Origin of the sequence: Xanthomonas sp. 4461, from assembly GCF_024806475.1 — a bacterium.
Classification (GTDB): Bacteria; Pseudomonadota; Gammaproteobacteria; order Xanthomonadales; family Xanthomonadaceae; genus Xanthomonas; species Xanthomonas arboricola_F.
The window spans coordinates 68,270-92,071 of record NZ_JANTYV010000004.1; the positions used below are offsets into that span (position 1 = coordinate 68,270).

Annotated in this window: 20 protein-coding genes and 1 other RNA gene; 12 read left to right on the forward strand and 9 right to left on the reverse strand. The window is 66.2% G+C overall.

Features of this window, described 5'->3' with window-relative positions:
- Nucleotides 1-147 precede the first annotated feature (147 nt).
- The 6 genes from FHY19_RS15115 to FHY19_RS15140 all read left to right on the forward strand — a co-directional run bounded on the left by FHY19_RS15115 (nucleotide 148) and on the right by FHY19_RS15140 (nucleotide 6,160).
- On the forward strand, nucleotides 148-1,254 hold the full coding sequence (locus FHY19_RS15115) for an AI-2E family transporter (RefSeq protein ID WP_259157135.1): 1,107 nt from the start codon (nucleotides 148-150) through the stop codon (nucleotides 1,252-1,254).
- Between the two features lie 129 nt (nucleotides 1,255-1,383).
- The gene (locus tag FHY19_RS15120) at nucleotides 1,384-2,121 is read left to right on the forward strand and encodes an HAD family hydrolase (RefSeq protein WP_259167020.1); all 738 of its coding nucleotides are present in this window, start codon (nucleotides 1,384-1,386) and stop codon (nucleotides 2,119-2,121) included.
- A gap of 39 nt (nucleotides 2,122-2,160) precedes the next feature.
- Nucleotides 2,161-3,531: a leucyl aminopeptidase family protein gene (locus tag FHY19_RS15125; RefSeq protein WP_259167022.1), complete on the forward strand. Its 1,371-nt coding sequence runs from the start codon at nucleotides 2,161-2,163 to the stop codon at nucleotides 3,529-3,531.
- Between the two features lie 154 nt (nucleotides 3,532-3,685).
- A complete protein-coding gene (locus tag FHY19_RS15130; protein WP_259167023.1) occupies nucleotides 3,686-4,219 on the forward strand; it encodes a hypothetical protein in 534 nt (177 codons plus the stop codon).
- Between the two features lie 310 nt (nucleotides 4,220-4,529).
- Complete coding sequence (locus FHY19_RS15135; protein WP_259157144.1) at nucleotides 4,530-5,621, forward strand: catalase family peroxidase; 1,092 nt, start codon at nucleotides 4,530-4,532, stop codon at nucleotides 5,619-5,621.
- The gene (locus FHY19_RS15140; RefSeq protein WP_259167024.1) at nucleotides 5,618-6,160 is read left to right on the forward strand and encodes a cytochrome b; all 543 of its coding nucleotides are present in this window, start codon (nucleotides 5,618-5,620) and stop codon (nucleotides 6,158-6,160) included. The genes FHY19_RS15135 and FHY19_RS15140 overlap by 4 nt, the downstream gene beginning before the upstream one ends.
- 325 nt (nucleotides 6,161-6,485) lie before the next feature.
- Here FHY19_RS15140 and FHY19_RS15145 read toward each other — a convergent pair whose 3' ends face one another.
- From FHY19_RS15145 to FHY19_RS15155, 3 genes are all read right to left on the reverse strand, one after another.
- The gene (locus FHY19_RS15145; RefSeq protein WP_259167025.1) at nucleotides 6,486-7,274 is read right to left on the reverse strand and encodes a ThuA domain-containing protein; all 789 of its coding nucleotides are present in this window, start codon (nucleotides 7,272-7,274) and stop codon (nucleotides 6,486-6,488) included.
- Nucleotides 7,275-7,627: 353 nt separating this feature from the next.
- The gene (locus tag FHY19_RS15150) at nucleotides 7,628-8,230 is read right to left on the reverse strand and encodes a response regulator transcription factor (protein WP_259167026.1); all 603 of its coding nucleotides are present in this window, start codon (nucleotides 8,228-8,230) and stop codon (nucleotides 7,628-7,630) included.
- 88 nt (nucleotides 8,231-8,318) lie between these two features.
- Nucleotides 8,319-9,506, reverse strand: coding sequence for a sensor histidine kinase (locus FHY19_RS15155; RefSeq protein ID WP_259157151.1), 1,188 nt, complete (start codon nucleotides 9,504-9,506; stop codon nucleotides 8,319-8,321).
- A gap of 433 nt (nucleotides 9,507-9,939) precedes the next feature.
- Here FHY19_RS15155 and FHY19_RS15160 point away from each other — a divergent pair, with 433 nt between their 5' ends.
- The 5 genes from FHY19_RS15160 to FHY19_RS15180 all read left to right on the forward strand — a co-directional run bounded on the left by FHY19_RS15160 (nucleotide 9,940) and on the right by FHY19_RS15180 (nucleotide 16,058).
- Complete coding sequence (locus tag FHY19_RS15160) at nucleotides 9,940-11,184, forward strand: efflux RND transporter periplasmic adaptor subunit (RefSeq protein WP_259167027.1); 1,245 nt, start codon at nucleotides 9,940-9,942, stop codon at nucleotides 11,182-11,184.
- A 372-nt stretch (nucleotides 11,185-11,556) separates the two neighbouring features.
- Nucleotides 11,557-12,246, forward strand: coding sequence for an ABC transporter ATP-binding protein (locus tag FHY19_RS15165; RefSeq protein ID WP_259157154.1), 690 nt, complete (start codon nucleotides 11,557-11,559; stop codon nucleotides 12,244-12,246).
- 12 nt (nucleotides 12,247-12,258) lie between these two features.
- A complete protein-coding gene (locus FHY19_RS15170; protein WP_259167029.1) occupies nucleotides 12,259-13,419 on the forward strand; it encodes an ABC transporter permease in 1,161 nt (386 codons plus the stop codon).
- 13 nt (nucleotides 13,420-13,432) lie between these two features.
- The gene (locus FHY19_RS15175) at nucleotides 13,433-14,752 is read left to right on the forward strand and encodes an ABC transporter permease (protein ID WP_259167030.1); all 1,320 of its coding nucleotides are present in this window, start codon (nucleotides 13,433-13,435) and stop codon (nucleotides 14,750-14,752) included.
- A 190-nt stretch (nucleotides 14,753-14,942) separates the two neighbouring features.
- On the forward strand, nucleotides 14,943-16,058 hold the full coding sequence (locus FHY19_RS15180; protein WP_259167031.1) for an alpha/beta fold hydrolase: 1,116 nt from the start codon (nucleotides 14,943-14,945) through the stop codon (nucleotides 16,056-16,058).
- A 48-nt stretch (nucleotides 16,059-16,106) separates the two neighbouring features.
- On the opposite strand, the gene rarD is transcribed toward FHY19_RS15180, so the two are convergent.
- From rarD to FHY19_RS15195, 3 genes are all read right to left on the reverse strand, one after another.
- On the reverse strand, nucleotides 16,107-17,024 hold the full coding sequence (gene rarD, locus FHY19_RS15185) for an EamA family transporter RarD (RefSeq protein WP_259167032.1): 918 nt from the start codon (nucleotides 17,022-17,024) through the stop codon (nucleotides 16,107-16,109).
- Nucleotides 17,021-17,917 carry a drug/metabolite exporter YedA gene (gene yedA / locus FHY19_RS15190; RefSeq protein WP_046965234.1) on the reverse strand — a complete coding sequence of 299 codons (897 nt, stop codon included), beginning with the start codon at nucleotides 17,915-17,917 and terminating at the stop codon, nucleotides 17,021-17,023. The genes rarD and yedA overlap by 4 nt, the downstream gene beginning before the upstream one ends.
- A 303-nt stretch (nucleotides 17,918-18,220) precedes the next feature.
- Nucleotides 18,221-18,297: non-coding RNA, sX9 sRNA (locus tag FHY19_RS15195), on the reverse strand.
- A gap of 134 nt (nucleotides 18,298-18,431) precedes the next feature.
- Here FHY19_RS15195 and FHY19_RS15200 point away from each other — a divergent pair.
- Nucleotides 18,432-18,827, forward strand: coding sequence for a Rap1a/Tai family immunity protein (locus FHY19_RS15200; protein ID WP_259157162.1), 396 nt, complete (start codon nucleotides 18,432-18,434; stop codon nucleotides 18,825-18,827).
- Between the two features lie 112 nt (nucleotides 18,828-18,939).
- On the opposite strand, the gene FHY19_RS15205 is transcribed toward FHY19_RS15200, so the two are convergent.
- The 3 genes from FHY19_RS15205 to FHY19_RS15215 form a co-directional block, all read right to left on the reverse strand.
- Complete coding sequence (locus FHY19_RS15205; RefSeq protein ID WP_259167340.1) at nucleotides 18,940-20,592, reverse strand: M28 family metallopeptidase; 1,653 nt, start codon at nucleotides 20,590-20,592, stop codon at nucleotides 18,940-18,942.
- Between the two features lie 646 nt (nucleotides 20,593-21,238).
- Nucleotides 21,239-22,177: an MBL fold metallo-hydrolase gene (locus FHY19_RS15210; RefSeq protein WP_259167033.1), complete on the reverse strand. Its 939-nt coding sequence runs from the start codon at nucleotides 22,175-22,177 to the stop codon at nucleotides 21,239-21,241.
- Nucleotides 22,178-22,376: 199 nt separating this feature from the next.
- Nucleotides 22,377-23,666: a tryptophan--tRNA ligase gene (locus FHY19_RS15215; RefSeq protein ID WP_259167034.1), complete on the reverse strand. Its 1,290-nt coding sequence runs from the start codon at nucleotides 23,664-23,666 to the stop codon at nucleotides 22,377-22,379.
- Nucleotides 23,667-23,802: the final 136 nt, after the last annotated feature.

The window sequence follows — 23,802 nt, forward strand, 5'->3', positions numbered from 1 at the left end:
TCTTGCGCCGCGTCCTGGCATGGTCGAGGCCGCCAGCTCTGCATCCTCGCACTGACACCGCACGCACAGGCCCTGTGCGCGCCGTTGACGCATTGTGCCGATAATGGCCCACCGCTGGCAGCACGCCAGTCTGCTGCCAGGGCGCGCATGTCTATCCCCGTTGATTCCTTGGACACTGCCATTCCGGCAGATCCGCTCCCCCCGCCTCCGGCGCCTCGCCCACGGGCACCGGCCTCGCTGGTGGTGCTGGCAACGCTTGCGGTGGGCTACACCTTATGGGCGGCGCAGACGATCATCCTGCCGATCATGCTGGCGGCATTCTTCGCACTGATCGGCAATCCCATCCTGCGTGGACTGCGCAAGCTCTACATCCCGCGCTTTCTCGGCGCCCTGCTGGTGCTGTGCCTGGGCCTGGCCGGTACGGTGACGCTGGCCGCACAATTGGCCGGCCCTGCCGCCGAATGGGTGCAACAGGCGCCGCGCCAGATGCGGCAGATCGCACGCGATGTGCGCGATTTCACCAAGCCGGTGATGCAGGCCAATCAGGCGGCGGAAAACTTTGCACGTGCGGCCGGTGGCGAAGGCCAGCGCGGCGTGCAGATCGTGCGCACGCAGATGGACGACCCGTACAAGGCGCTGGTACGTACACCCAAGCTGGCCGCCTCGGTGCTTGCCGTGGTGCTGCTGACGTTTTTCTTCATGGTCTATGGCGAAAGCCTACAACGGCATGCGATTGCGTTGTTACCCAACCGGCAGCAGCAACGCTTCACCACCGAGATCATGCTCGACATCGAGCGCGAGGTCTCGCGGTATGTGCTCACCATCAGCGTGATCAATACGCTGGTCGGGCTGATTTTTGCCGGAATTTTGTATGTCTTGCAGATTCCGCTGCCCGAAGCCCTGCTCTGGGGCACGGTGGTGGCGCTGCTGAATTTCGCGCCCTACGTCGGCCCGCTGATCGGCGTAATGCTGATGCTGCTGATGGGCTTTGTGGAATTTCGCACCCCGCTGTCGGCGATGCTGCCGGCGATCCTGTATCTGGCGCTGCACACCATCGAAGGCCAGGTGGTCACCCCGATCGTACTGGGCCGGCGCATGGCGATCTCGCCACTGATGCTGATCCTGGCGCTGATGCTGTTCGGCTGGCTGTGGGGCATGATCGGCCTGCTGCTGGCGGTACCGCTGCTGGTCTGCATCAAGATGGTGCTGAGCCGGGTGGAGGGAATGCAGCGCTGGGCCAGGCTGCTTGAGTAGCCGGGAATCGGGATTTGGGAATTGGGAATCGCAAGAGCAGTGATGCTGCCCGCAGCTGCGCTGCTCTACCCATTCCCCACTCCCGATTCCCCATTCCCCATTCCCGCGTAACGGCCGTAAAATCTCGCGATGAGTTTCCCAATCCGCGCCATCACCCTCGACCTCGACGATACGTTGTGGCCCTTCGCACCGATCGGTGCGCGCATCGATCAGGTGCTGTACGACTGGATGCGCGAGCACAGCCCGGTCACTGCCGAGCGGTTTCCGGTGGAGGCGATGCGCGAGTTGCGCGAGCGCAGCTTTGCCGACAACCCGCAGCTGCATCACGACCTCAGCGCGCTGCGCCGGTTGACGCTGGAAATGGCCCTGCGCGAAAGCGGCGGCGATCTGGAGCTGCTGGAACCGGCCTACGAGGTGTTCTATGCCGCGCGCAACCAGGTGGAATGCTATCCGGATGCGCTCGACGCGCTGGCACGCATCGCCGCACATGTGCCGGTGGCCGCGCTCAGCAACGGTAATGCCGATCTGCAGCGCATCGGGCTGATGCACCACTTCGCGTTTCAGCTGGGCTCGCGCGAACACGGCAGCGCAAAACCCGATGCGAGCATCTTTCTGGCGGCCTGCGCGCGGCTGGAGGTGCCGCCCGCGCAGGTGCTGCATGTGGGCGACCACATCCGCATGGATGTGCTGGGCGCGCTGGATGCCGGCTTGCGTGCCTGCTGGATCAATCGCGACGGCGCAGCGTGGTCGCACCCGACCCAGCAGCCGGACCTGGAGTTCGACAGCATGACCGGGCTGGCCGACTGGCTGGACGCGCAGCAACCGCACCCAGGCGCCGCGCGCGACGGCGTCTGCATTCCCGCCTGAGTTCAATCCGACCGCGCACACCGCCATTGAAGGATGTCCATGTCGCACCTCACCGGTTTCACCGATCCCGCCGCCGCCGCGCTGCCGCTGTATGTGCTCGACCGCGAGGGCTTTGCGCGCTGGTGCGCCGAGCAGCCCACGCGGGTGCTGGCGTGGGCGCAGGCGCAGCGCTTCGATGCCGCGCCCGGTAGCGTGTTGTTGCTGCCCGGCGACCAGGGCCTGGCCGGCGCGATCGTGGGCGTCGGCGACCGCGCCGATGCATATGCCTATGCGCATGCACCGATGGCGCTGCCGCCAGCCAGCCGCTGGACGCTGGCCAACAGCCTGAGCGACGCCGAACTGGGGTTGCTGCATCTGGGGTGGGGGCTGGGTGCCTATCGCTTCGCGCGCTACCGCAAGGTGCCGCGCGCACCGGCCGAGTTGGCGGCCACGCCATCGGCCGCCACGCGCGCACTGATTGCTGCGTGCCTGCAGGTGCGCGACTGGGTCAATACGCCGACCGAAGACATGGGCCCGCAGCAACTGGAAGACGCCACCCGTGCAGTGGCGCAGGCCCACGGCGCGCAGGTGGAGGCGATCGTGGGCGATGCGCTGCTGGCGCAGAACTTCCCCACCATCCACGCCGTGGGCCGCGCCTCGCATCGTGCACCGCGGCTGATCCAGCTGCAGTGGGGCGATGCCGCGCATCCGCATCTGGTGCTGGTCGGCAAGGGCGTGTGCTTCGACACCGGCGGGCTGGATCTCAAGCCCGCCGATGGCATGCGCAACATGAAAAAGGATATGGGCGGCGCGGCGCATGCGTTGGCGCTGGCTGGCCTGGTGATGGCGCAGCAGTTGCCGGTGCGGCTGACCCTGTTGATTGCCGCGGTGGAAAACGCGGTCGGCCCGGATGCGTTCCGCCCGGGCGAAGTCATCACCACCCGCGCCGGCGTCACGGTGGAAGTGGACAACACCGATGCCGAAGGCCGCCTGGTGCTGTGCGATGCGCTGAGCTACGCCACCGAACAGCGCCCGGACCTGATCCTGGATTTCGCCACGCTCACCGGTGCCGCACGCATCGCGCTGGGCCCGGATCTGCCAGCCCTGTTCGCCAACGACGATGCGCTGGCACAGGCCTGGATCAGCGCCGGCGAGCAGACCCGCGACCCGGTCTGGCGCATGCCGCTGTGGCGCCCGTACCTGCGCTATCTCAACAGCCACGTGGCCGACATGGCCAACGCCGGCTCGCGCATGGCCGGTGCGGTCACCGCCGCGCTGTATCTGGAGCGCTTCGTGGCGCCGGGGCAACAATGGGCGCACCTGGACGTCTACGCCTGGAACGACAGCGACCGCCCCGGCCGCCCCGCCGGCGGCGAGGCGCTGGCGCTGCGCTCGGCGTTTGCGATGCTGCAGCAACGCTACGCGGGCTAAAGGCGATAGATTGGGGGAACTGCCCATCTACTCAAGCGGCTCGGGCAGGACTGAACGACATTACCCCGCAGCGTTGTGGTTCAGACCATACGCAACGCTTTGTCAGCGGCCTGCTGCCGATGAGCCTAGCCAACCAGAGCGGTAGTAGACACCCATGTACAAACTCGATCATATGCATGATGGGCAGTGGCACGCGCACTGCCACTCGGCGGTTTTCGAATTGGCAGATCGCATCGTCGCGGGTGTTCCCGACGGAAATCCAGCGATTTTCGAAAGCCTGACTGCATGCATGGAGCCCCCATACCATCTCTTGTACGTCCTCCATACCCCCCGCGGCGAAGCGGACCCAGGACGCTATCAAGCTTCCACATTGGAGCTTTCGGAGGTGAGCGCATTTCTAGCGCGCTTTGCCGCCTTTCTCTCGGCAGATGCACGTTATGACTTATGGGCCCACTCGCCGACCAGCAGAGCAACGGTGATATGGGACCGCCACAATCAGTTGTTTGCTTACGGTCCGCTAGACAGGTTTTCCGCAAGACTGCAGACAATGGGTTTTGTCTCGGGGAGGGTCGTTATCCCAACACCGCATGCACACCATTATTGGCCCGAGTTCGATGACTCGGCAAAAGAACTCATGGCAACGTTCGATTGGTCATTCTCACCGCTTCGTCCTGAGGATGCGCAGTGAGCCCCTGGCGCATTGTCGGACTCACCCTTTCAACCGCGTCATCTGACTGAGTCCGGCAACGGACATCGTTGAGTGAGTTGCCCGTGACGAAAGCCAGTCGGCAGGTGCTTCGTATCACCGAGATTGAGCCACACAATGGCTGAGACAGACGCCGGATCTCTGAACTCTCCACTGAGCGATAAGTACCGGCATCACACCCCGGCGGCGGAGAATTTCAGATGATGCGGTGCGGGCGTGCTCATCCAAAGCCAGGGTGTGGCGACGGTGCGCCAGCCAACACACCGCCTATTGCACGATACCGGAGCCAGCCATGACGTTGCCACCTCCCTCCCCCGGACACACGCGCCGCCCGGTGCTGCCGTTGCTGGGCATTGCTGCCATCGCCGGTGGGATCGCCATCGCCTTTGCCTGGACCGCCGGCTGGATCGGCGGCGACCGGCTCACCGCCGCGCGCATGACCGATACCATCGAATCCAGCGGGCCGCCGCATCCGGGCTTTCGGCGTGCGCATACCAAGGGCGTGTGCGTGAGCGGGCAATTCCAGTCCAGCGGCAAGGCGAGCTGGCTGTCGTCGGCGCGCATCTTCAGCCAGGCCAGCACACCGGTGCTGGGGCGCATGTCGATCGGCGGCGGCGACCCGCATGGCGCCGATGGCGCGGCGCGCGTGCGCAGCATGGCGCTGCTGTTGCGCAGCGACGACGGCCAGGAATGGCGCACCGCGATGAACAGCTTTCCATTCTTCGTGGTGGCCACGCCGGCCGGCTTCCAGGCCCTGAATGTGGCCTCCAAGCCGGACCCGGCCACTGGCAAACCGGATCCGGAAAAACTGGCCGCCTTCGGCAAGCAATATCCAGAGGCCGCCAAATTCCAGCAATGGGCCAAGACCGCACCGTGGTCGGATAGCTGGGCCAACACGCAGTACAACGGCGTCAATGCGTTCCGCGCGATCGCAGCGGATGGGCGCGAGCGCTACATCCGCTGGTCGATGCGCCCGCATACGCCGTTCAAGGAATTGAGCGCCGAGCAACGCAAGCAGGCCGATGGCGATTTTCTCGCCACCGACCTGGATGCGCGGCTGGCGCAGGGGCCGTTGCGCTGGGACATGGTGTTGACCGTGGCCGAACCCGGCGATGCGGTGGATGATCCCTCGCAGCCGTGGCCGGAGAGCCGCAAGCAGATCGTGGCCGGGACGCTGACCCTGGATCATGCGCAACCGCAGGCCAACGGGCCGTGCCGCGATCTGAACTACGATCCGCTGATCCTGCCCAAGGGCCTTGCCGCCTCCAACGATCCGATCCTGGCCGCGCGCTCGTCGGTGTATTCGCAGTCGTTCAACCGCCGCGAGCGCGAGATCGCCAGCGGCAAGGGCAGTGCCGCCACCGGCCAGGGAGCACATCAATGAGCCGTCCGACGCACTTCAACCTGCCCGCGCGCGTGCTGCATTGGCTGATGGCCGCGATGATCCTGACCATGCTGTTCGTCGGCGTCGGCATGGTCGCCTCGGTGACGCAACGGCCGTGGTTGATCGATCTGCATCGCCCGTTGGGTATCGCGATCCTGGTCCTGGCGGTGCTGCGCCTGATCAACCGCCTGCGCCATCGGCCGCCGGCGTTGCCTGAGGATTTGCCTGCCTGGCAGAAGGCCGCCGCGATCGCCTCGCACTGGCTGTTGTATGCGTTGATGCTGGGCATGCCGTTGATCGGCTGGGCGATGCTGTCGGCCGGTGGCTACCCGATCGTGCTGTGGCCCGGCGCGAACCTGCCGGCGATCGCTCCGCACGACCCGGCGCTGTATGCGTGGCTACGCACGGCGCATGGCTGGCTGGCGTATCTGCTGTTCGCCACCGTGCTGGGGCATCTGAGCGCGGCGCTGTTCCATGCATGGGTGCGCCGCGACGGCGTGTTTTCGAGCATGGCGCGTGGGGAGCGGTCTGCGCGTTGACAGGGTTTAGGTTGATCGTGGATTGACGGAGAGCTGCGAGAGATCGGCAGATGGTCCACTGCATTCAGCGGCAGCGCCAAATTCCCTCCTCCCGCCGGGAGAAGATGCCCCACGGGGCGGATGAGGGGACGGGCGGAGCCTATTGCGGTTGGAGCCACACGCGTGGCTTCGCCCCGTCCACTCGCCCCAACCCCTCTTCCGTGGAAGAGGGGCTTTATCAAGCTGGGTACTTCGGTTGGCAGAGAGCTGCGCAACCCAGCCTTGCGCTTCGCATTGACGCGGCGCGGCTCGGTTTCGTCCTGCATGTGTGCAAGAGCGCGGTGGTTCAGCGGGCGCGTTTTGCTTTTGTCGCAGATTCCGGCGCTGCGATGCCCTTGCCGGTCGCTGCCCAGTAAATCCCGCCGTACAGATGATCCAGATAGCGCGGGTCGTTGTACGCCTCGACCAGATGACCAAGCGCCGTTGCGAAGACACGGCCGCCTTCGAAATGGTGGTACCACGCCACCGGGTGGTGTTTGCCCATGCCCTTGGCGACCTGGCCCGGCCAGATCAGCGTTGGGTCGTAGCTGGTTTCATCCACCGTCAGCAGCGTGACCAGATCGTCGCTGTAGGGCGGGTCGTATTCGTACCACTCGTCGCTCCACACCCAGCGCTTGGGCAGGCCCGCGGTGGCGGGGAAATTGGCCTCTACCACGTCCACCATCGCGGTCTGCATGTACGGATGGGTGCGGAACGAGCGGCCGATCAGATGGTCGTACCATTCCCACTCGCCGCGCCTGATCGCAAATGCCTTGTGCACGGCTACCACGCCGCCCCCATTACGCACGTATTTCTGGAAGTTGGCCCGCTGGGCAGGATCCAGATCGGTGGCCGGCGTGTTGAGCAGCACGATGGCTGCGTATTGCGAGAGATCGCCATCGAAGGCCTTAGCATTCCATGCCCACACCATCTCGACGTAATGCTTGCGCGCCATCGCCTCGAACTGCGGCTTGGCCACCGGGATGTAATCGTGGTGGTACTGGTTGGGGATAGCAGCCACCAGAATCTTGAATTGCTCGGCCGATGCATTGAATGCGCAGATCAGCAGCAAGCCCAACAGCCACACAGGTTTCATGTAGTTACTCGTGGTGGTGACGATCGCCGGGCAGTGTACCTGCGCGGCGACGGCATGCCTTTGCACGCATTTGGAATAGCTGTGATTCGCGCCAGAGCGCATGGACGATGCAGGCGGCTGCGTACCGACGCGATCGCAAAGCACGCACTGCGTGCAACGTCGCAGTGCGCTTGCTTACACGATGCCGCACGCACGCGCACCAGATGCATGGCTGCAGTGCGGCGACCGGCCGCTTGCAGGATCTCTGCCGATTCACCGCCCTGGCCGCGTCCGCTCTGCGCTCAGCAGCACTGTGCAGATGTCGCAAGCTACGCACGCTGATGGCGATCACGTACTGCGGCGTCCACCAGCAGTTACAACCAGCCTTTCTGCCGTGCCAACCGATACGCTTCGATACGATTGGCAACGCCCAACTTGCCGATGCACTCGGACAGATAATTGCGTACGGTGCCATGCGAGAGCTGCAGTTGCTGTGCGATCTCGCTGGCCGAGCGGCCTTCGCCGGCCAGCCGCAGCACGGTGCGTTCGCGCTCGCTCAACGGGTCGGCTTCCACCCAGGCATCCATCGCCAGTTGCGGGTCGATCACCCGGCCGCCCCGGTGCACCTGGCGCAGCGCACTGACCAACTGTTCGGCCGGCGCGTCCTTGAGCAGATAGCCGGCTACGCCGGCCTCCAGCGCGCGGCGCAGGAATCCTGGCCGGGCAAAGGTAGTGACGATCATCACCCGCACCGGCAGTGCCTGGCGCTGGATGCGCTGCGCCAGTTCCAGGCCGCTCAACCCGGGCATCTCGATATCGGTGACCAGCACATCCGGCTGCAGCCGCTGCAGCTCGCGCCAGGCGGCTTCGCCATCGCCGGCGCTGCCGACCACGTCGATGTCCTCCTCCAGCCCCAACAGGGCCACCAGGGCGCCGCGCAGCAGCGCCTGGTCTTCGGCCAACAACACCCGGATCATCGCGCGCGCTCGTCTGTGTGCAACGGCTGAGCACGATAACAGCGCTGACGCATGACGTGCATGGCAGCGCTGTGCCAGCCAGGAGCGATCAGCGCGGTTGCGGCATCAGCGGCGCGGACAGCGGCGCGCTTGCCGGCTCTGACGCGGACTGCGGCAATGGCACGCTGGCGCGCAGGCGCATGCCGCGCGGCAAGGCCTCCACCTCCAACGCACCGCCCACGCTCTGCACGCGTGCGCGCATGCCGTCCAGGCCGTTGCCGGGCACGATCACCCCACCGCGTCCGTCGTCGGTGATTTCCAGCAACGCGTGTTGGCCATGGGCACGCAGGCTCACCCGCACGCGCCGTGCCTGTGCGTGACGCTGCACATTGGTGGCCGCCTCACGCACCACCAGCGCCAACGCAGTTTCGTGCTCGGGCGGCAGCGGCAGCGGCTCCAACGTGTGCTCCAGCGCGATGCCGTCCATGTCCAGCAGCACCCTGGCCGATGCCAGCTCGGCCACCAGCCCGGCGGCGCGGATGCCGGTGACCGCACGCCGCACCTGCGCCAGTGCATCGCGAGAGATCTGCGCCACCGCATCGATCTCGTTCCGTGCAGCCTGTGGATCGCGCTCGATCAGGCGCGCGGCCAGGTCGGATTTGAGCGCCACCAGCGACAAGGTGTGGCCCAGCAGGTCGTGCAGATCGCGGCCGATGCGCTCGCGCTCGGCAGTGGCGGCCAGCCGGCGCACTTCGTCCTGCGATAGCCGCAGCAGCGCATCCTTGCGTTCGTTGATGCTGTACACCGCCATCACCACGGACATGCCCAGCACCGACACTGGAAACCACACCAACCCCTGCCAGGCCATTCCGAGCCAGCGCGCCCAGGCCAGGTACAACGCGTTCATCAGCAGCAGCATGGCGAAATGCCGCCACAGCGCATGCCGCGTGGAAGGGCGCAGGCTCAGGCAGGCAAATACGAAGTAGCTGATGCCCGACGCGTACACCGGCAGCAGCGCGGCGCTGAGTACCCCCATCGCCCAGGCATAGCGGTACAGCGTGCCGCGCGGCGCCAGCAACATGCGCGCGTACAACAACAGGAAGACCGGGTAAGACAGCAACGTGCACAGCCACCAGGTGCTGTCGTAGCCGCGCGTGGAAAACACCGGCACCACAAACACCCAGGCCGACCACAGCAGATGCACCGCATCCATCCACGGCGATTGGCCCTGCGCCAGGCGCGCGGCCACTTGCGAATTTGCGGCCGGACGAAGCCAGGCCGGGAGACTCAGGTGCATCGGAATGGATCCGTGGGAGTGAGCGGATTCTGCCACCGCCGTGCTCGCCTGGGCGTGCTGCGTGGCGGGACGAGATGGGTGAGCGGCCTCATACATGAGGAGTGAAGCTGGCTGCGGATGGCACGCCTTGCGGCGGCGCGGCAGCCAGCGCATCGATGGTGGAGCGGCACCCGCAACGCAGACGAAGTCGGCAATCAGGCCTCGGCGCAAGCATGCTCGCTCGCGCCGGCCACCCACAGTCGCGCCTGTCATGGCATGCAGGTGACAGCTGTCACTGGTCGCGGCGGCCGGCCAGCCGCATGCTGCGCAGCACCTTGCAGTTGCACCGTACCGGCTGACCGTTGGTCGCCTCGCTGCAGTTGGTGACTTCCGGCAGCTTGCGGCGCGCCCTGCAGGCGGTCACATTCTGCGCAGCCTTCTGTCCTGGTTATCGATGAACACATCCGCCGATCTGCTCAAGCAACTCCGCATCGACCGCCAGCGTCCTGCCACGCCGCCGCCCGCGCGCCGCACCGGCTGGATCATTGCCACCATCGTCGTGGTCATCGTGCTGGCTGTGGGCGCATGGTGGTTCACGCGCACACCGGTGCTGAAGGTGCAGACCGCGCCAGTGGTGGCGATCAGCGCGGGCAGCAGCAGCGCCTCGGTGCTGGATGCCTCGGGCTATGTGGTGGCGCGCCGCATGGCCACGGTGTCGGCGCAGGTGACCGGCAAAGTGCGCGAAGTGATGATCGAAGAAGGCATGCGCGTCGAACAGGGCCAGGTGATGGCCACGCTCGACCCATTGGATGCCGATGCGCAGCGCACGCTGTCTGCATCGCAGTTGTCGGCCGCGCGCAGCCAGGTCGACAACATGCAGGCGCAACTGGCCGTGGCCAATGCCGATGCCACACGCCTGCAATCGCTGGTGGGTGCGCAACTGGTGTCGCGCTCGCAGTACGAACAAGCCACCGCGCAGCGCGACGCATTGCGCGCGCAGTTGCAGAACGCACAACGCAACGTGCAGGTGGCATCGGACCAGTTGGCCATCGCCGGCATCCGCTCGGACTTCAACGTGGTGCGCGCGCCGTTTGCCGGCGTGGTCACCGCCAAGGCGGCGCAACCGGGCGAAATCGTCTCGCCACTGTCTGCCGGTGGCGGCTTCACCCGCACCGGCATCGGCACCATCGTGGACATGGAATCGCTGGAAATCGAAGTGGAAGTGGGAGAGTCGTATATCGGCCGGGTGCAGCCGAAGATGCCCGTGGAAGCGGTGCTCAACGCCTACCCGGAATGGAAGATTCCTGGCGAGGTGATCGCCATCATCCCTACCGCAGACCGCGGCAAGGCGACGGTGAAAGTGCGCGTGGCGCTCAAGGTCAAGGAGCCGCGCATCGTGCCGGAAATGGGCGTGCGGGTGAGCTTTCTGGAGCAGGCCAAGCCGCAGGAAGCCGCCAAGCCGCAAGGCGTGCGCGTGCCCGCAGCGGCGCTGGTCGAACGCGATACGCGCACCGTGGCCTTCGTGGTCGGCGAGCGCAACGCAGTCAGCGAGCGCGCCGTCACCACCGGCATGACCATGGGCGAAGACCGCCAGGTGGTGTCCGGATTGCGTGCCGGCGACAGTGTGGTGCTCAACCCGCCAGCGGCATTGAAGGATGGCGACACCGTGGCCGAAGCGGATGCGGACGCTGCGCAGTAATGGCTGGCCCGGCGAACACAGCGCCGGTCCGCGTTATCGCTTGCAGCACCGTAGCGATGTTGTCCCCACCACGCTGCATCCGGATGGGCTTGCTGCAATGAAACATCCTCGCTGGAGAGCCGAACGCGATCCAGCCCATCGGCCTGAAGCAGGTTTTTGTGCTGTTTGAGGGGCTTCGAACGGCATCGAACACGAGGTTACCCGCGAGTGCTGCATACGGCGATCCGGCTGGGTTGGCTCGCCTCGCACACCGCGCAGCAACGCGCTACCGCTTGATCGCCTTACCGTCGTCGTGCATCGCATCGCCGCTCTTGCAGTCGCAGTCGCTGTGCCGCACCGCTCCCTCATCCCATTGCATCGCCAGGAGTCGCCATGACCGCTCTCGTCAGCTTGCGCAACATCACCAAGACCTACCAACGCGGCCCGGAGCAGGTGCAGGTGCTGCACGGCATCGATCTGGAAATCGCCGCCGGCGATTTCGTTGCGTTGATGGGCCCGTCCGGTTCGGGCAAGACCACCTTGCTCAACCTGATCGGCGGGTTGGACACCCCTAGCGGAGGCGAGATCGAAATCGAAGGCGAGCGCATCGACCGCATGAGTGGTGGGCAACTCGCCACCTGGCGCAGCCACCACGTCGGCTTCGTGTTCCAGTTCTACAACCTGATGCCGATGCTCACCGCGCAGAAGAATGTGGAATTGCCGCTGCTGCTGACCTCGCTCAATGCCGGCCAGCGCAAGCGCAATGCGGAGATCGCCTTGACCCTGGTGGGCCTGCAGGAACGCCGCAACCACAAGCCCAGCGAGTTGTCCGGCGGCCAGCAGCAGCGCGTGGCGATTGCGCGCGCCATCGTGTCCGACCCGACCTTTCTGATCTGCGACGAGCCCACCGGCGATCTGGACCGCCACAACGCCGAAGAAATCCTGCGCCTGCTGCAGGAACTCAACCGCGAGCACGGCAAGACCATCGTCATGGTCACCCACGACCCCAAGGCTGCCGAGTACGCCACCCACACCATCCATCTGGACAAGGGCGAGCTGGCCGACGCGCCACTCGCGCTCTAAGGGAGCGCTGCCATGAAGTATTTCTCGCTGGTATGGGCGCAGTTGTTCCGCAGCAAGACGCGGACCTTGCTGACCTTGTTGTCTGTGGTGGCTGCGTTCTTATTGTTCGGCATGCTGGATTCGGTACGCGTGGCCTTCAACTCCGGCGGCAGCGTCAGCGGCGTCGACCGCCTGGTGGTGGCCTCGCGCCTGTCGATCACCCAGTCGCTACCAATCCGGCTGGAAGCGCAGGTGCGCAGCGTGCCGGGCGTACGCGATGTGACCTCGGCGATGTGGTTCGGCGGCATCTATCGCGACCCGAAGAACTTCTTCGCCAACTTTTCGGTGGCGCCGAACTTTTTCGATGTTTACAGCGAATACGCGCTGCCCAAGGATCAGCTCAAGGCGTTCCAGACCACGCGTACCGGCGCGGTGGTCGGCGAAACCCTGGCCAAGGAATTCGGCTGGAAGCTCGGCGACACCATCCCGTTGCAGGCCACCATCTTCCCGCGCGGCGGCAGCAACGACTGGCCGCTGCAACTGGTCGGCATCTTTCGTGTGAAAGACCGCACCGTGGCGGCCAATCAGGAGCGCCAGTTGATGATGAACTGGAAATACTTCGACGAATCCAACGACTACATCAAGAACCAGGTGAGCTGGTTGACGGTGACCCTGAGCAACCCCGACCAGGCCTCGCGCGTGGCGCAGGCCATCGATGCGTTGTCGGCCAATTCCGATCACGAGACCAAATCGCAAACCGAATCGGCGTTTCAGCAGGCCTTCGTCAAGCAGTTTGCCGATATCGGGCTGATCGTCACCTCGATCATGGCCGCGGTGTTCTTCACCTTGCTGCTGCTGACCGGCAACACCATGGCGCAGGCGGTACGCGAGCGCATTCCGGAGCTGGCCACGCTCAAGACGCTGGGCTTTCAGGATCGTACGGTGCTGAGCCTGGTGATGATCGAATCGGTGTTGTTGATCGGCCTGGGCGGCCTGATCGGCATGGGCCTGGCAGCCTTGGTCATCCCTGCGGTGTCCGCGCGCAGCGGCGGGCTGATGCCCACCCAGACCGTGCCGCTGCAGACCTGGCTGGTGGCGTTTGGCCTGATGGCCGGCATCGGCATCGTGGTGGGTGTGCTGCCGGCGTTACGCGCGCAGCGCTTGAAGATCGTCGATGCCCTCGCCGGCCGCTGACAGGAGCATACACATGCAACGCAAATGGAAAGATCGTGGCGTTACCTTGCTGTCCATCGTGCTGCTGGCGCTCGGCCTGGGGCTGTGGATCGCGCTGCCGTGGATGTGGTTGCTGCCGATCGCGGTGCTGGTGGCGGTGTGGCTGGCGGTCACGCGCACGGGCCGCCTGTCGCTGGCGGCCGCGCGCATCGGCATCGCCAGCCTGCCGCAACGCTGGGGGTCCACGTCGGTGATCGTGGTCGGCATTGCCGGCGTGGTCGGCGTGCTGGTGGCGATGCTGGCGATGGGCCAGGGCTTCCAGGCCACGCTCAACAGCACCGGCGACGACACCACCGCGATCGTCTTGCGTGGCGGCTCGCAGGCGGAAACCAACTCGGTGATCACCCGCGACCTGGTGCCACTGATCGGCAGCCTGCCCGGCATTGCCGCCGATGCCAACGGGCGCCCGATGGTATCGCCGGAGTTGTCGCAGGTGGTCAACATCGCCTCGCGCTCCGATGGCACCGACGTCAACGCGCAGTTGCGTGGCGTGGGCGAGCAGGCCTGGGGCGTGCACGACAAGGTCAAGATCGTGCAGGGCCGCCGCTTCACCACCGGCCTGCGCGAGATGGTGGTCGGCAAGGGCGCATTGAACCAGTTCCGCGGCCTGGAGCTGGGCAAGACGCTGACCCTGGGCAGCCAGCAATGGACGGTGGTGGGCGTGTTCGCCTCCGGCGATGCGCACGACTCGGAGCTGTGGACCGATGCGCAGACGCTGGCCACCACCTACAACCGCCGCGCGTACCAGTCGATCACCGTGCGTACCGCCGGCAAGGCCGGCTTCGATCAGTTCAAGACGGCCATGGCGGCCGACCCGCGGCTCAAGCTGGATGTGGAAACCACCCGCGCGTATTACGGCAAGCAGGGCGGCGGATTGAACAGGTTGATCAGCATCCTGGGCACGGTGATCGGCGCGATCATGGCGGTGGGCGCGGTGTTCGGCGCGCTCAACACCATGTATGCGGCGGTGGCCACGCGTGCGCGCGAGATCGCCACGATGCGCGCGATCGGGTTTCGCGGCACGCCGGTGATCATGGCGCTGATGCTGGAAACCATGTTGCTGGCACTGCTGGGCGGGTTGCTGGGCGGATTGATCGCCTGGGCGGTGTTCAACGGCTATACCGTCTCCACGCTGGGCAACAACTTCAGCCAGGTGGTGTTCCAGTTCAAGGTGTCGCCGGAGCTGCTGTGGAGCGGCTTGAAATGGGCGCTGGGCATTGGCCTGGTCGGGGGGTTGTTCCCGGCGTTGCGGGCGGCGCGCTTGCCGATCACCACGGCATTGCGTGAGGTGTAGGCGGGCCTTTGGCCCGTCGGGATTCGGGATTCGGGATTCGGGATTCGGGATTCGTAGAGTCGAGCAAGGCGCGTGCTCGCGGTATCTGAATGTATTGCAGGCTGTCATCGTTTTGTCACCGCAGTGCGGTAGATGCGCGGGCCGGGCAGGCCGTAGCCTGCTCGGCCGTTTGATCCAGCGATGTACTGCCATGACGCGCCTGTTTCTGCTGGCCTGCGCCTGCCTGTGGCTGGCCGGCTGTTCTTCGTCCTCCACCTCGCTCAGCGAGCGCCTGGTCGCGCCCGGCGGCGTGTCGCCGTTGCTGGACGAAGAACGCATCGCCGCCACCATCGCCACGGTGCCCAACCGCAGCGGCCACGTGACCACGCGCGACCAGGTGCCGATCTTCTGGCGTGCGATCGATCCGGGCCAGTACGCCATGCGCTACCGCTACCTGGGCCAGCGCAACGACCCGGCGCATGCGCTGGATGTGGACTTCAGCTTCAGCGTACCCCACGTGCCGCCGCCAGCGCCGCGTGGCACCGTGGTGGTGTTGCACGGCTGGATGATGGACGGCGATTCGCTGTTGCCGTGGTCGCTGCAACTGGCACAGGCCGGCTACCGGGTGATCACCATCGATCTGCGCAACCACGGCCATTCCGGCGGCGGGCCGTCGGGCTACGGCACGCGCGAGTCCGACGACGTGATCGATGTCATCAACGCACTGCAGCCGCGCGGCGAAATCCACGGGCCACTGTATCTGTTCGGCATTTCCTATGGCGCGGCCACCGCGCTGTTCACTGCCGACAAGCTTGGGCCGCGCGTGGCCGGCGTGGTGGCGATGGAATCCTTCGCCAATGCCGGGCGCGGCATCCGCGACATGGTGCCGCATCTGCTGACCAGCCAGCCCAGCGGCTGGCGCGGGCACGCGGTGGCGGCGTATGCGCGCTGGCGCTATGCCGACCAGAATCTGGATGCGGTGATCGCGGCCGCCGACACCCAGCTCAAGCTGGATCTGGACCACGTCGATGTGGCGCAGGCGCTGGCCGACACGCGCAGCTGCGTGCTGCTGCTGCATGGCGATGCCGACCAGCACATTCCGGTGGCGCATGGCCGCGCCCTGGCGCTGGCCAGCACGCGCGCGCATTACGTCGAGTTGCCCGGCGAAACGCATCTGAGCCTGCCGTTGCGGCTGGACCTGCTCGGCGCACCGATCGACCACTGGCTGGCGCAGGTTCAACAAAGCCCGGGCCACTGCCCTGCCCCGCAGGCACTGCCAACCTCCACGCTGGCGGTTGCGATGCCGGTACCGGTGCCCAGTAGCTGATCGCTGCAGCCGCTGCGTCCTGTGTACAGGACGCTGCCCGGCACGCGCTCAGCGCGCCGGTACCGGCTGCCGCGCGCGCAGCACGCTGTCGCCGACGAACAGCAGCAGCCCGACCCAGATCGCAGCAAAGCCGATCGCACGCCACTGGTCGAACGGCTCATGGAAGAACCACACCCCCAGCAACAACTGCAGGCTCGGCCCGATGTACTGCAGGATGCCCACCAGCGACAGCGGGATGCGCCGCACGCCGTACGCAAATCCGATCAGCGGCACTGCCGTCACCACGCCGCCGAAGATCAGCAGCAGATCGGTCCGCAGATCCCAGCCGCTGAAGAACGCGCCGCCGTGGCCCTGCTCGCCCCATGCTGCCAGCAGCAGTGCCGGCACGAACAGGTACACGCTTTCCACGCCCAGGCCGGCCACCGGGTCCACTGCCACCAGCTTGCGCAGCAATCCGTAGAGGCCGAACGAGACCGCCAGCCCCAGCGCGATCCACGGCGGTGCGCCGGCATCGATGGTCAGCCACAGCACGCCGATGGCGGCGCACGCCACCGCCAGCCACTGGATGCCGCGCAGGCGCTCTTTCAGCACCAGCACGCCCAGCAATACGCTCAGCAGTGGATTGATGAAGTAGCCCAGGCTGGCTTCGATCACATGCCCGGCGTTGATGGCCCAGATATACAGGCCCCAATTGAAGGCGATCGCCACGCTGCTGGCGGCCAGCATCCACAACGCGCGCGGCTGCGCGGCGATCGTGCGCCACCAACGCAGCCCCGAGCTCGCCACCAGCCAAGCCACCACCAGCACCGCGCTCCACACGATGCGGTGCGCAATGATCTGCAGCGACGGCACCACCTTGAGCAGATGCCAATACAACGGCACCAGGCCCCAGATCACAAAGCTCGCGGCGGTCATCAGCAGACCGCGCCGCGCTTCCACCGCCGACGCCGGCGCAGGCGCGCTCATCGCCGCGCCCTGGCCAGGGTGACCACCAGCACGCCACCCAGAATCACTGCCATCGCGCCGATGTCGTGCGCGGTGAAGCGCTCATGTCCCAGCCACGCCCCCAACGCCACCGCAATCACCGGATTGACGTAGGCATAGCTGCCGGCCAGCGCCGGGCGTACGTGATGCAGCAGCCACACGTACGCGGTGAACGCCACGATCGAGCCGAACACGCACAGATACGCCACGGCCATCAGTCCATGCGGCGTTGGCCAGGCATGCGGGCGCTCGCCGATCAGCAGGCCGGTGCTCACCAGCAACACGCCGCCGCACAGCATCTGCCCGGCGGCGGTCATGAAGGGCGACGGCAGATCGCGTCCGCGCGACCACACCGAGCCGAATGCCCAGCCGATCGGCGCGATCAGCAGCAACACCAATCCTCCCGGCGTTGCGGTGAGGCTGCTGCCGGCGTTGAGCCACACCACGCCCACGAATCCGATCACGATGCCCAGCCATTCGCCGCCGCTGGCGTGCTGCCCGCGCAACGCGCCGAATAGCGCCATCCACAGCGGCACCGACGCCACCGCCGTGGCGGCCAAGCCCGAGGACACGCTGCGCTCTGCCAGCACCACCATGCCGTTGCCCAGCAGCAGCAACGCTGCGCCCATCAAGGCCACGTTCTTCCATTGCGCACGCGTTGGCGCCGCCACGCCCCGCCAGCGCAGCACGCTGTAGAGCACGCTGCCGGCGATGATGAAGCGCGCGCCGGACACCATCGTCAGCGGCTGCGCGCCGCCTTCCAGCGCAAACCGGATCGCCAGATAGGTCGAGCCCCAGACCACATAGACCAGCAGCAACGCAACAGCGACCAGCCCGCTGCGCGCAGGCGCTGCAGCGTCGTGAGAGGAAGACATCGGGACAGAGCCAAGTGCAGCGGAAGCCGCCATTCTAGAGCACCTGCCCAAACCCGAAGACGGCTGGGGGGCAGCTGGCAAGCGTGTACCAGGCGCAGGGACGGCATGCGGCACCACCACGGCAGCGCTGGCGTGTCGATGCGCGCAACCGCAGCAGCTGTTTGACGCGACGCAAGAGCCGGCCGACAGGCGCGATGTGGACCATGCGCAGGGACTGTAACCGATCGACCGTCCCTGCCACTGCCGGGCACCGGCCGCGCGCGTTGCTGGTCGCGCACGCGTTGTGCTGGTCGCTCCAGCAACGGCTACCAACACGTAGCGGGCAATCGTCAGGTGGGTGTGCAAGGCGCGCTCGGAACCGCAGTCTAGGCGCGGCACATGCCGCACCAAGCACCGGCCGCGCCCGCCTGGCGCAAAGGCACAGTCGTTTCGGTAGCTGCCCTGAGCCGCTGCATGCATGCCCTTGCCCGCTTCGCGCGCTATCGTGCAGCTCAACCCTCGTGCCGGAGCGCAGATGCAGCGTCGCCTTCCCTGGCTGGCCATGGCCGCCCTGACCGTCTTATCCACCACTGCAGCGGCACGTACGCTCGAGCCGTGGGAGCTCAGTGGACGCAAATTGATCGAGGCCGGGCTGGACGGCTCGCTGGCGCCGGAGATCGACGCGCCGAACCAGCCCGAACTCAAGGTCATGGTGTCGGCCAGTCGCGCCGGCGCCTATGTGCTCGGCGTGGCCAGCACCAGCTATCGCACGCAATGGTGCCTGCCTGCGGGCCAGGCAGACCTGCCGGACCTGCAGGCCATCATCGCCGACCTTGTCGCGCTACCCGATGCGCGCCTGGACGAGGCGGCCCCCGGCCTGATCATCGAGGCACTGCGCAAGCGCTATCCATGTGGCAAACGCAACACGTAAAGCCGCAGCCGATGCTCCGCGCCCGGGCCGTTGCAGGCAGCGTGCACGGCCAGCGATGGCCACGCAACGCCCGGGCCGGTAAAGCCGCGCCGGGCGTCACACCAGTCAGGCCTTACTTGCGCGCGGCATCGCTCCTGGCGCGGATGGCCTTGAACTCCGAGCCATCCTGCCAGCTCGGCCACTGCCGGCCGTTGGCCAGCGCCACGCCCACGTCGTAGACCAGCGTGGTATCGGCCGCATGCCCGGTGGCATCCCACTGCGGGGTCCAGCGGTCGCAGGGCTGGTGGTAGCAGTCGGCAAAGTATTTATCGCGCAATGCCTTGCCCGCCTTGACGCCGCCCTTGCGCATGTCCAGACCCGGGCCTGCAGTGATCGCCGGCACGCCCATACGCGCGAAGGCGAAATGGTCGGCGCGGTAAAAGAAGCCCGCTTCCAGATTCGGGTCCGGCGAGTAGGTGCGATCGCGCGCCTTGGCCGCCTGTTCCAGATCGCCTTCCAGCGACACACGGCCCCGGCCCCACGACGCGATATCGCGCGTCGGGCCATCCGGGCTGAACATCTCCATGTTGAGTACCGCCACGGTCTTGTCCAACGGCGCCAGCGGATGGGCGGCGTAATAGTTGGCGCCGAGCAGGCCCTTTTCTTCTGCGGTCAATGCAATGAAATACAGCGTGCGCTGCGGCTTGGGGCCGGCGGCGAACACGCGCGCCAGTTCCAGCACGCTGGCCACGCCGGTGGCGTTGTCCACCGCACCGCGCCGCACCGTGTCGCCGCTGGCATCGGCCTTGCCGATCCCGAACGCATCCCAGTGCGCGGAGAAGATCACCGTCTCGTCCGGATGCTGGCTGCCGGTGAGCTTGGCCACCACGTTATGCGTCACCACGCGTTCGCGCTTGAGCTTGAAGTCCACCGACAACGTGGCATCGCCCAGCGGCATCGGTACGAAGTCGCGCTGCTGCGCGCGCTGCTTGGCCTGTTCGAAATCCAGCCCGGCCTGCTTGAACAGCGACGTGGCCAGGGTCCGCTGCATCCAGCCGCGCACCGGCACATGCTGCGCGCGGGCATCGGCATCGCTGCGTTCGATATCGAACAACGGCGACAGGCCCGAGCTCTGCACCGTGGCCCAGCCATACGCGGCCGGCGCGGTCTCGTGCACGATCAACACACCGGCGGCGCCGCGACGCGCGGCTTCTTCGTACTTGTAGGTCCAACGGCCGTAGTAGGTGACCGCCTTGCCGTCGAACGCACCGGGCTGTGCGGTGTCGAAGTCGGCATCGTTGATCAGCACCACGGCGATCTTGCCGCGCAGGTCCACGCCCTTGTAGTCGTCCCACTGCCGCTCCGGCGCGCTGATGCCGTAGCCGACGAACACCAGCGGCGCATTCTTCAACGCCACCTTGTCGATCGGCCGCAGGCTCTGCAAGGTCACATCGGTGCCGTTGACCAACGCCTGCGTCTTGCCGCCCACACGCAACATCGCCCCGACCGGGCCATCCACCTGCGCACGGACCAGCGGCACGGCCTGGGTCCAGCCACCCTGCTCGCCACCCGGCTGCACGCCCGCGGCCTTGAACTGCTCGACCAGATAATCGACCGTGCGCTGCTCGCCGGCGCTGGCCGGCGCACGGCCTTCGAATTCATCCGATGCCAGAAGCCGCACGTGCCGCGACAACGCCTCGGCATCGATGCCGCCACCGGGCAGATCGTTGGCGGCCTGCGCCACACCTCCCACGAACAGGCAGGCAGACAACAACAGGATGCGCATCGGGTTCACGGCAAGGCCTTGCAACAGGTAGATGACACACAGTTTACAAGCGCGCGGCCAACACTGGAGGGGTATGCCAGGACACTGCATCCAATCGGAGGAGCTGGACGCTTGGCTGAGAGCAGACGATTCCCGATTTGGCGCCAGGACGCTGGCCAGCACGCCATCGCAGAGCACCCCGCACGTACGTCCCGATAGCACCTTCCACGATGGTGCGCGCGGGCAACGACCGTCGAAATGGACGGTGTGCGTGTTTGTGATCTGGCCATCACTGACATTGTTCTTGTCGCTGCGTGCCCTAAAGCTTCCCACTCCAAACCGAGCAACGATGGAGCGTTGAAGAGGGTCACCGGCAACCTGTCTGGTGCGGTGTCCTCGCCGATTGCCGGGCCGTTGGCGGCATGGGTGCCGCCATCGAGCTCCCATGGACGGGTCACGGCGTGTCCCGCAAGCGGTGAGGGCACCGCGCACTCGGCCCACCAGGCTTGAAGATAGCCCGCGCCCGCGAGGCGCGAAATCTCGGCATCCTGAAATGATTGGCTAGCGTAGATGGTGCAGTTGTGGGGCGCTTGGTCTGTCACTTGCTGCAGGGCCTTACCCACCCACCATCGCGGGACACGCTGCAAGTGCCAGCTGCTCCAAGAGGCTAGCGCGTCGCGCGATCCAGCCAGCACGCCAGGCCCTGTGCATTGAGCTCGATATCGATGGCCAGCAACTGCTCCACCGCCGCATCGTCCAGGCGGCAACCATGTTGGCGCGCGCGCTCCAGATACAACTCGGTCAACGCCGCCACCATGCAGCGATGACGGTCGGCACGTGCTGCGCAGCCCAGCGCAATCTCGGTCATCGCATGGATCTGCTGCGTCAATGCGCGCGCCAGCGGCTCGGGCGCGGTGACCCGACCGTAATGGGTGAGATACATCGCCTGCGGCGCAACCTCCATCAAGCGGGCGATCGACTGCAGCATCGCATCCGGCTCGAACTGCACCGGCGAGGAGGTCGGCAGGATGAAGGCGCCTTGCGCGCTATCGAGCTGGCGATACGACAGCCCGAACGTGTCGCCGGTGAACCAGCTGCGACTGCGCGCGTCCCACACGCACAGATGATGGCGCGCATGTCCGGGCGTATCGATCGTGCGCAGCGCACGTTCGCCCAGCAGCACCGATTGACCATCGACCGCCTCCACCACGCGCTCGGCCGGCACCGGCACGATCTCGCCGTAGCTGCGCGCCATTTCCGCCTCGCCATACACCGCGGTAGCGCCGGCAATCAGGCGTGCGGGGTCGATCAGATGCGGCGCACCGCGTGGATGTACCAGCACGCGCGCATTGGGCAGATGTTGCAGCAAGGCCCCGGCACCGCCGGCGTGATCCAGGTGCACATGGGTCAGGATCAACCATTCCACCTGCGCAGGCGTCAATCCGGCCGCCTGCACTGCCGCCAACATGTGCGGCACCGACAGTGAGGTCCCGCAATCGACGAACGCCCCGCGTTGCGCCTCGACAATCAGATACGCCGCGTCGAACTGCACGCCGCCGAAGCCGGTGTCGATGGTGTGGATGCTGGAATCGGCCAGTGCTGTCATTCCTGCTCCGTGACGATGAAGACAGCCGCAGTGTAGGCGCAGGCACTGCGTGCGCGGTGTGCCGACGGTTCCAGGCAACGATGAATTAACGCAAGTGATTCAAACACCTGGCAGGCGACGTGATCGATCTCGGCGCCGCACGCGGGATGCGATCAGCACGCGTGCAAGGCTGCCGCCGCCGCTTGCGCGCGTGCCTCGGTCACGCGTCGCGCAGCACCTGGATCGCCGCAAGAATCGCATCGACGTGCGCCTGCGCATGCACGCCCGGCAACTGCAGATCGCTGGCCTGCCCGGCCTGTTTCAGCCGCGCGATCAGCTGGCCTGCATCGCGCGGCGAGGCAAAACCGTCGCTCTGCAGCAGCAGCGCACCGGCCCCATCGTTCAACTTGAAATAGAACTGGCCATCGTTTTCGCGGTATTGCTTGAACACCGGCAAGGCGATCTTCTCGCCCGCCTGCGCGGCCGCAGGACCGGCCTGATCGGATAGATCGCGCAGACCCACCGCATTGCGCAGCTCGGCCAGCAGTGGCGTGGCATAGCGCGCACGCAGGCGCGCACCACCGGCGCGCAGAATCGCTTCGATCTTGGCCGGCTCGGCCATCAATGCTTCGTAACGCGCGCGCAGCGGCGCGATCTCCTGATCGATCCGCTCGAACAGCTGTTGCTTGGCATCGCCCCAGCCGATGCCGTCGGCAAATGCCTGGGCAAATGCAGCGGTTTCCTGCGGCGTGGCGAAAGCCTGATACAGCTGGAACAACGCCGACCCCTGCGTGTCCTTGGCCTGGCCCGGCGCACGCGAATCGGTCAGGATCGAGAACACCAGCTTGCGCAGCTCCTCGCGCGGGGCGAACAGCGCAATCGTATTGCCGTAGCTCTTGCTCATCTTGCGGCCATCCAGGCCCGGCAAGGTGGACACCTGCTCGTCGATCACCGCATCGGGCAGGGTAAAGAAGTCGCGGCCGTACACATGATTGAAGCGTTGGGCAAAATCTCGCGCCATTTCGATGTGCTGGATCTGATCGCGCCCCACCGGTACCTTGTGCGCGTTGAAGATCAAGATATCCGCCGCCATCAGCACCGGGTACATGAACAAGCCCGCACTCACGCCTGCATCGTCGTCCTCACCGTCGGCACGATTCTTGTCCACCGCCGCCTTGTAGGCATGGGCGCGATTGAGGATGCCCTTGCCGGCCACGCAGGTGAGCAACCACATCAACTCGGTGGTCTCGGGCACATCGGACTGGCGATAGAACCAGACCTTGTCCGGGTCCAGGCCGCAGGCCAGCCAGCTTGCGGCGATTTCCAGGGTGGAGCGCTGCGTGCGCGCCGGATCCTGCGCCTTGATCAGGCTGTGCAGGTCGGCCAGGAAATAGAAGCTCTCCGCGTCGTCGCCAGCGCTGGCCTGGATGGCCGGGCGGATCGCGCCGACGTAGTTGCCAAGGTGCGGGGTGCCGGAGGTGGTAATGCCGGTGAGAACGCGAGTGGTCATCTGCGTAATGCCAGGGAGTCAGCGCGCGAGTTTAACGGTTCCGCGTGCTGCCCATCCCATCACCACCGACGACGTCCCTGCCAGACGCGCAACGGGCCGCATAGCGCGGCCCGTTGCGTGCATCGGTACCGGGCAC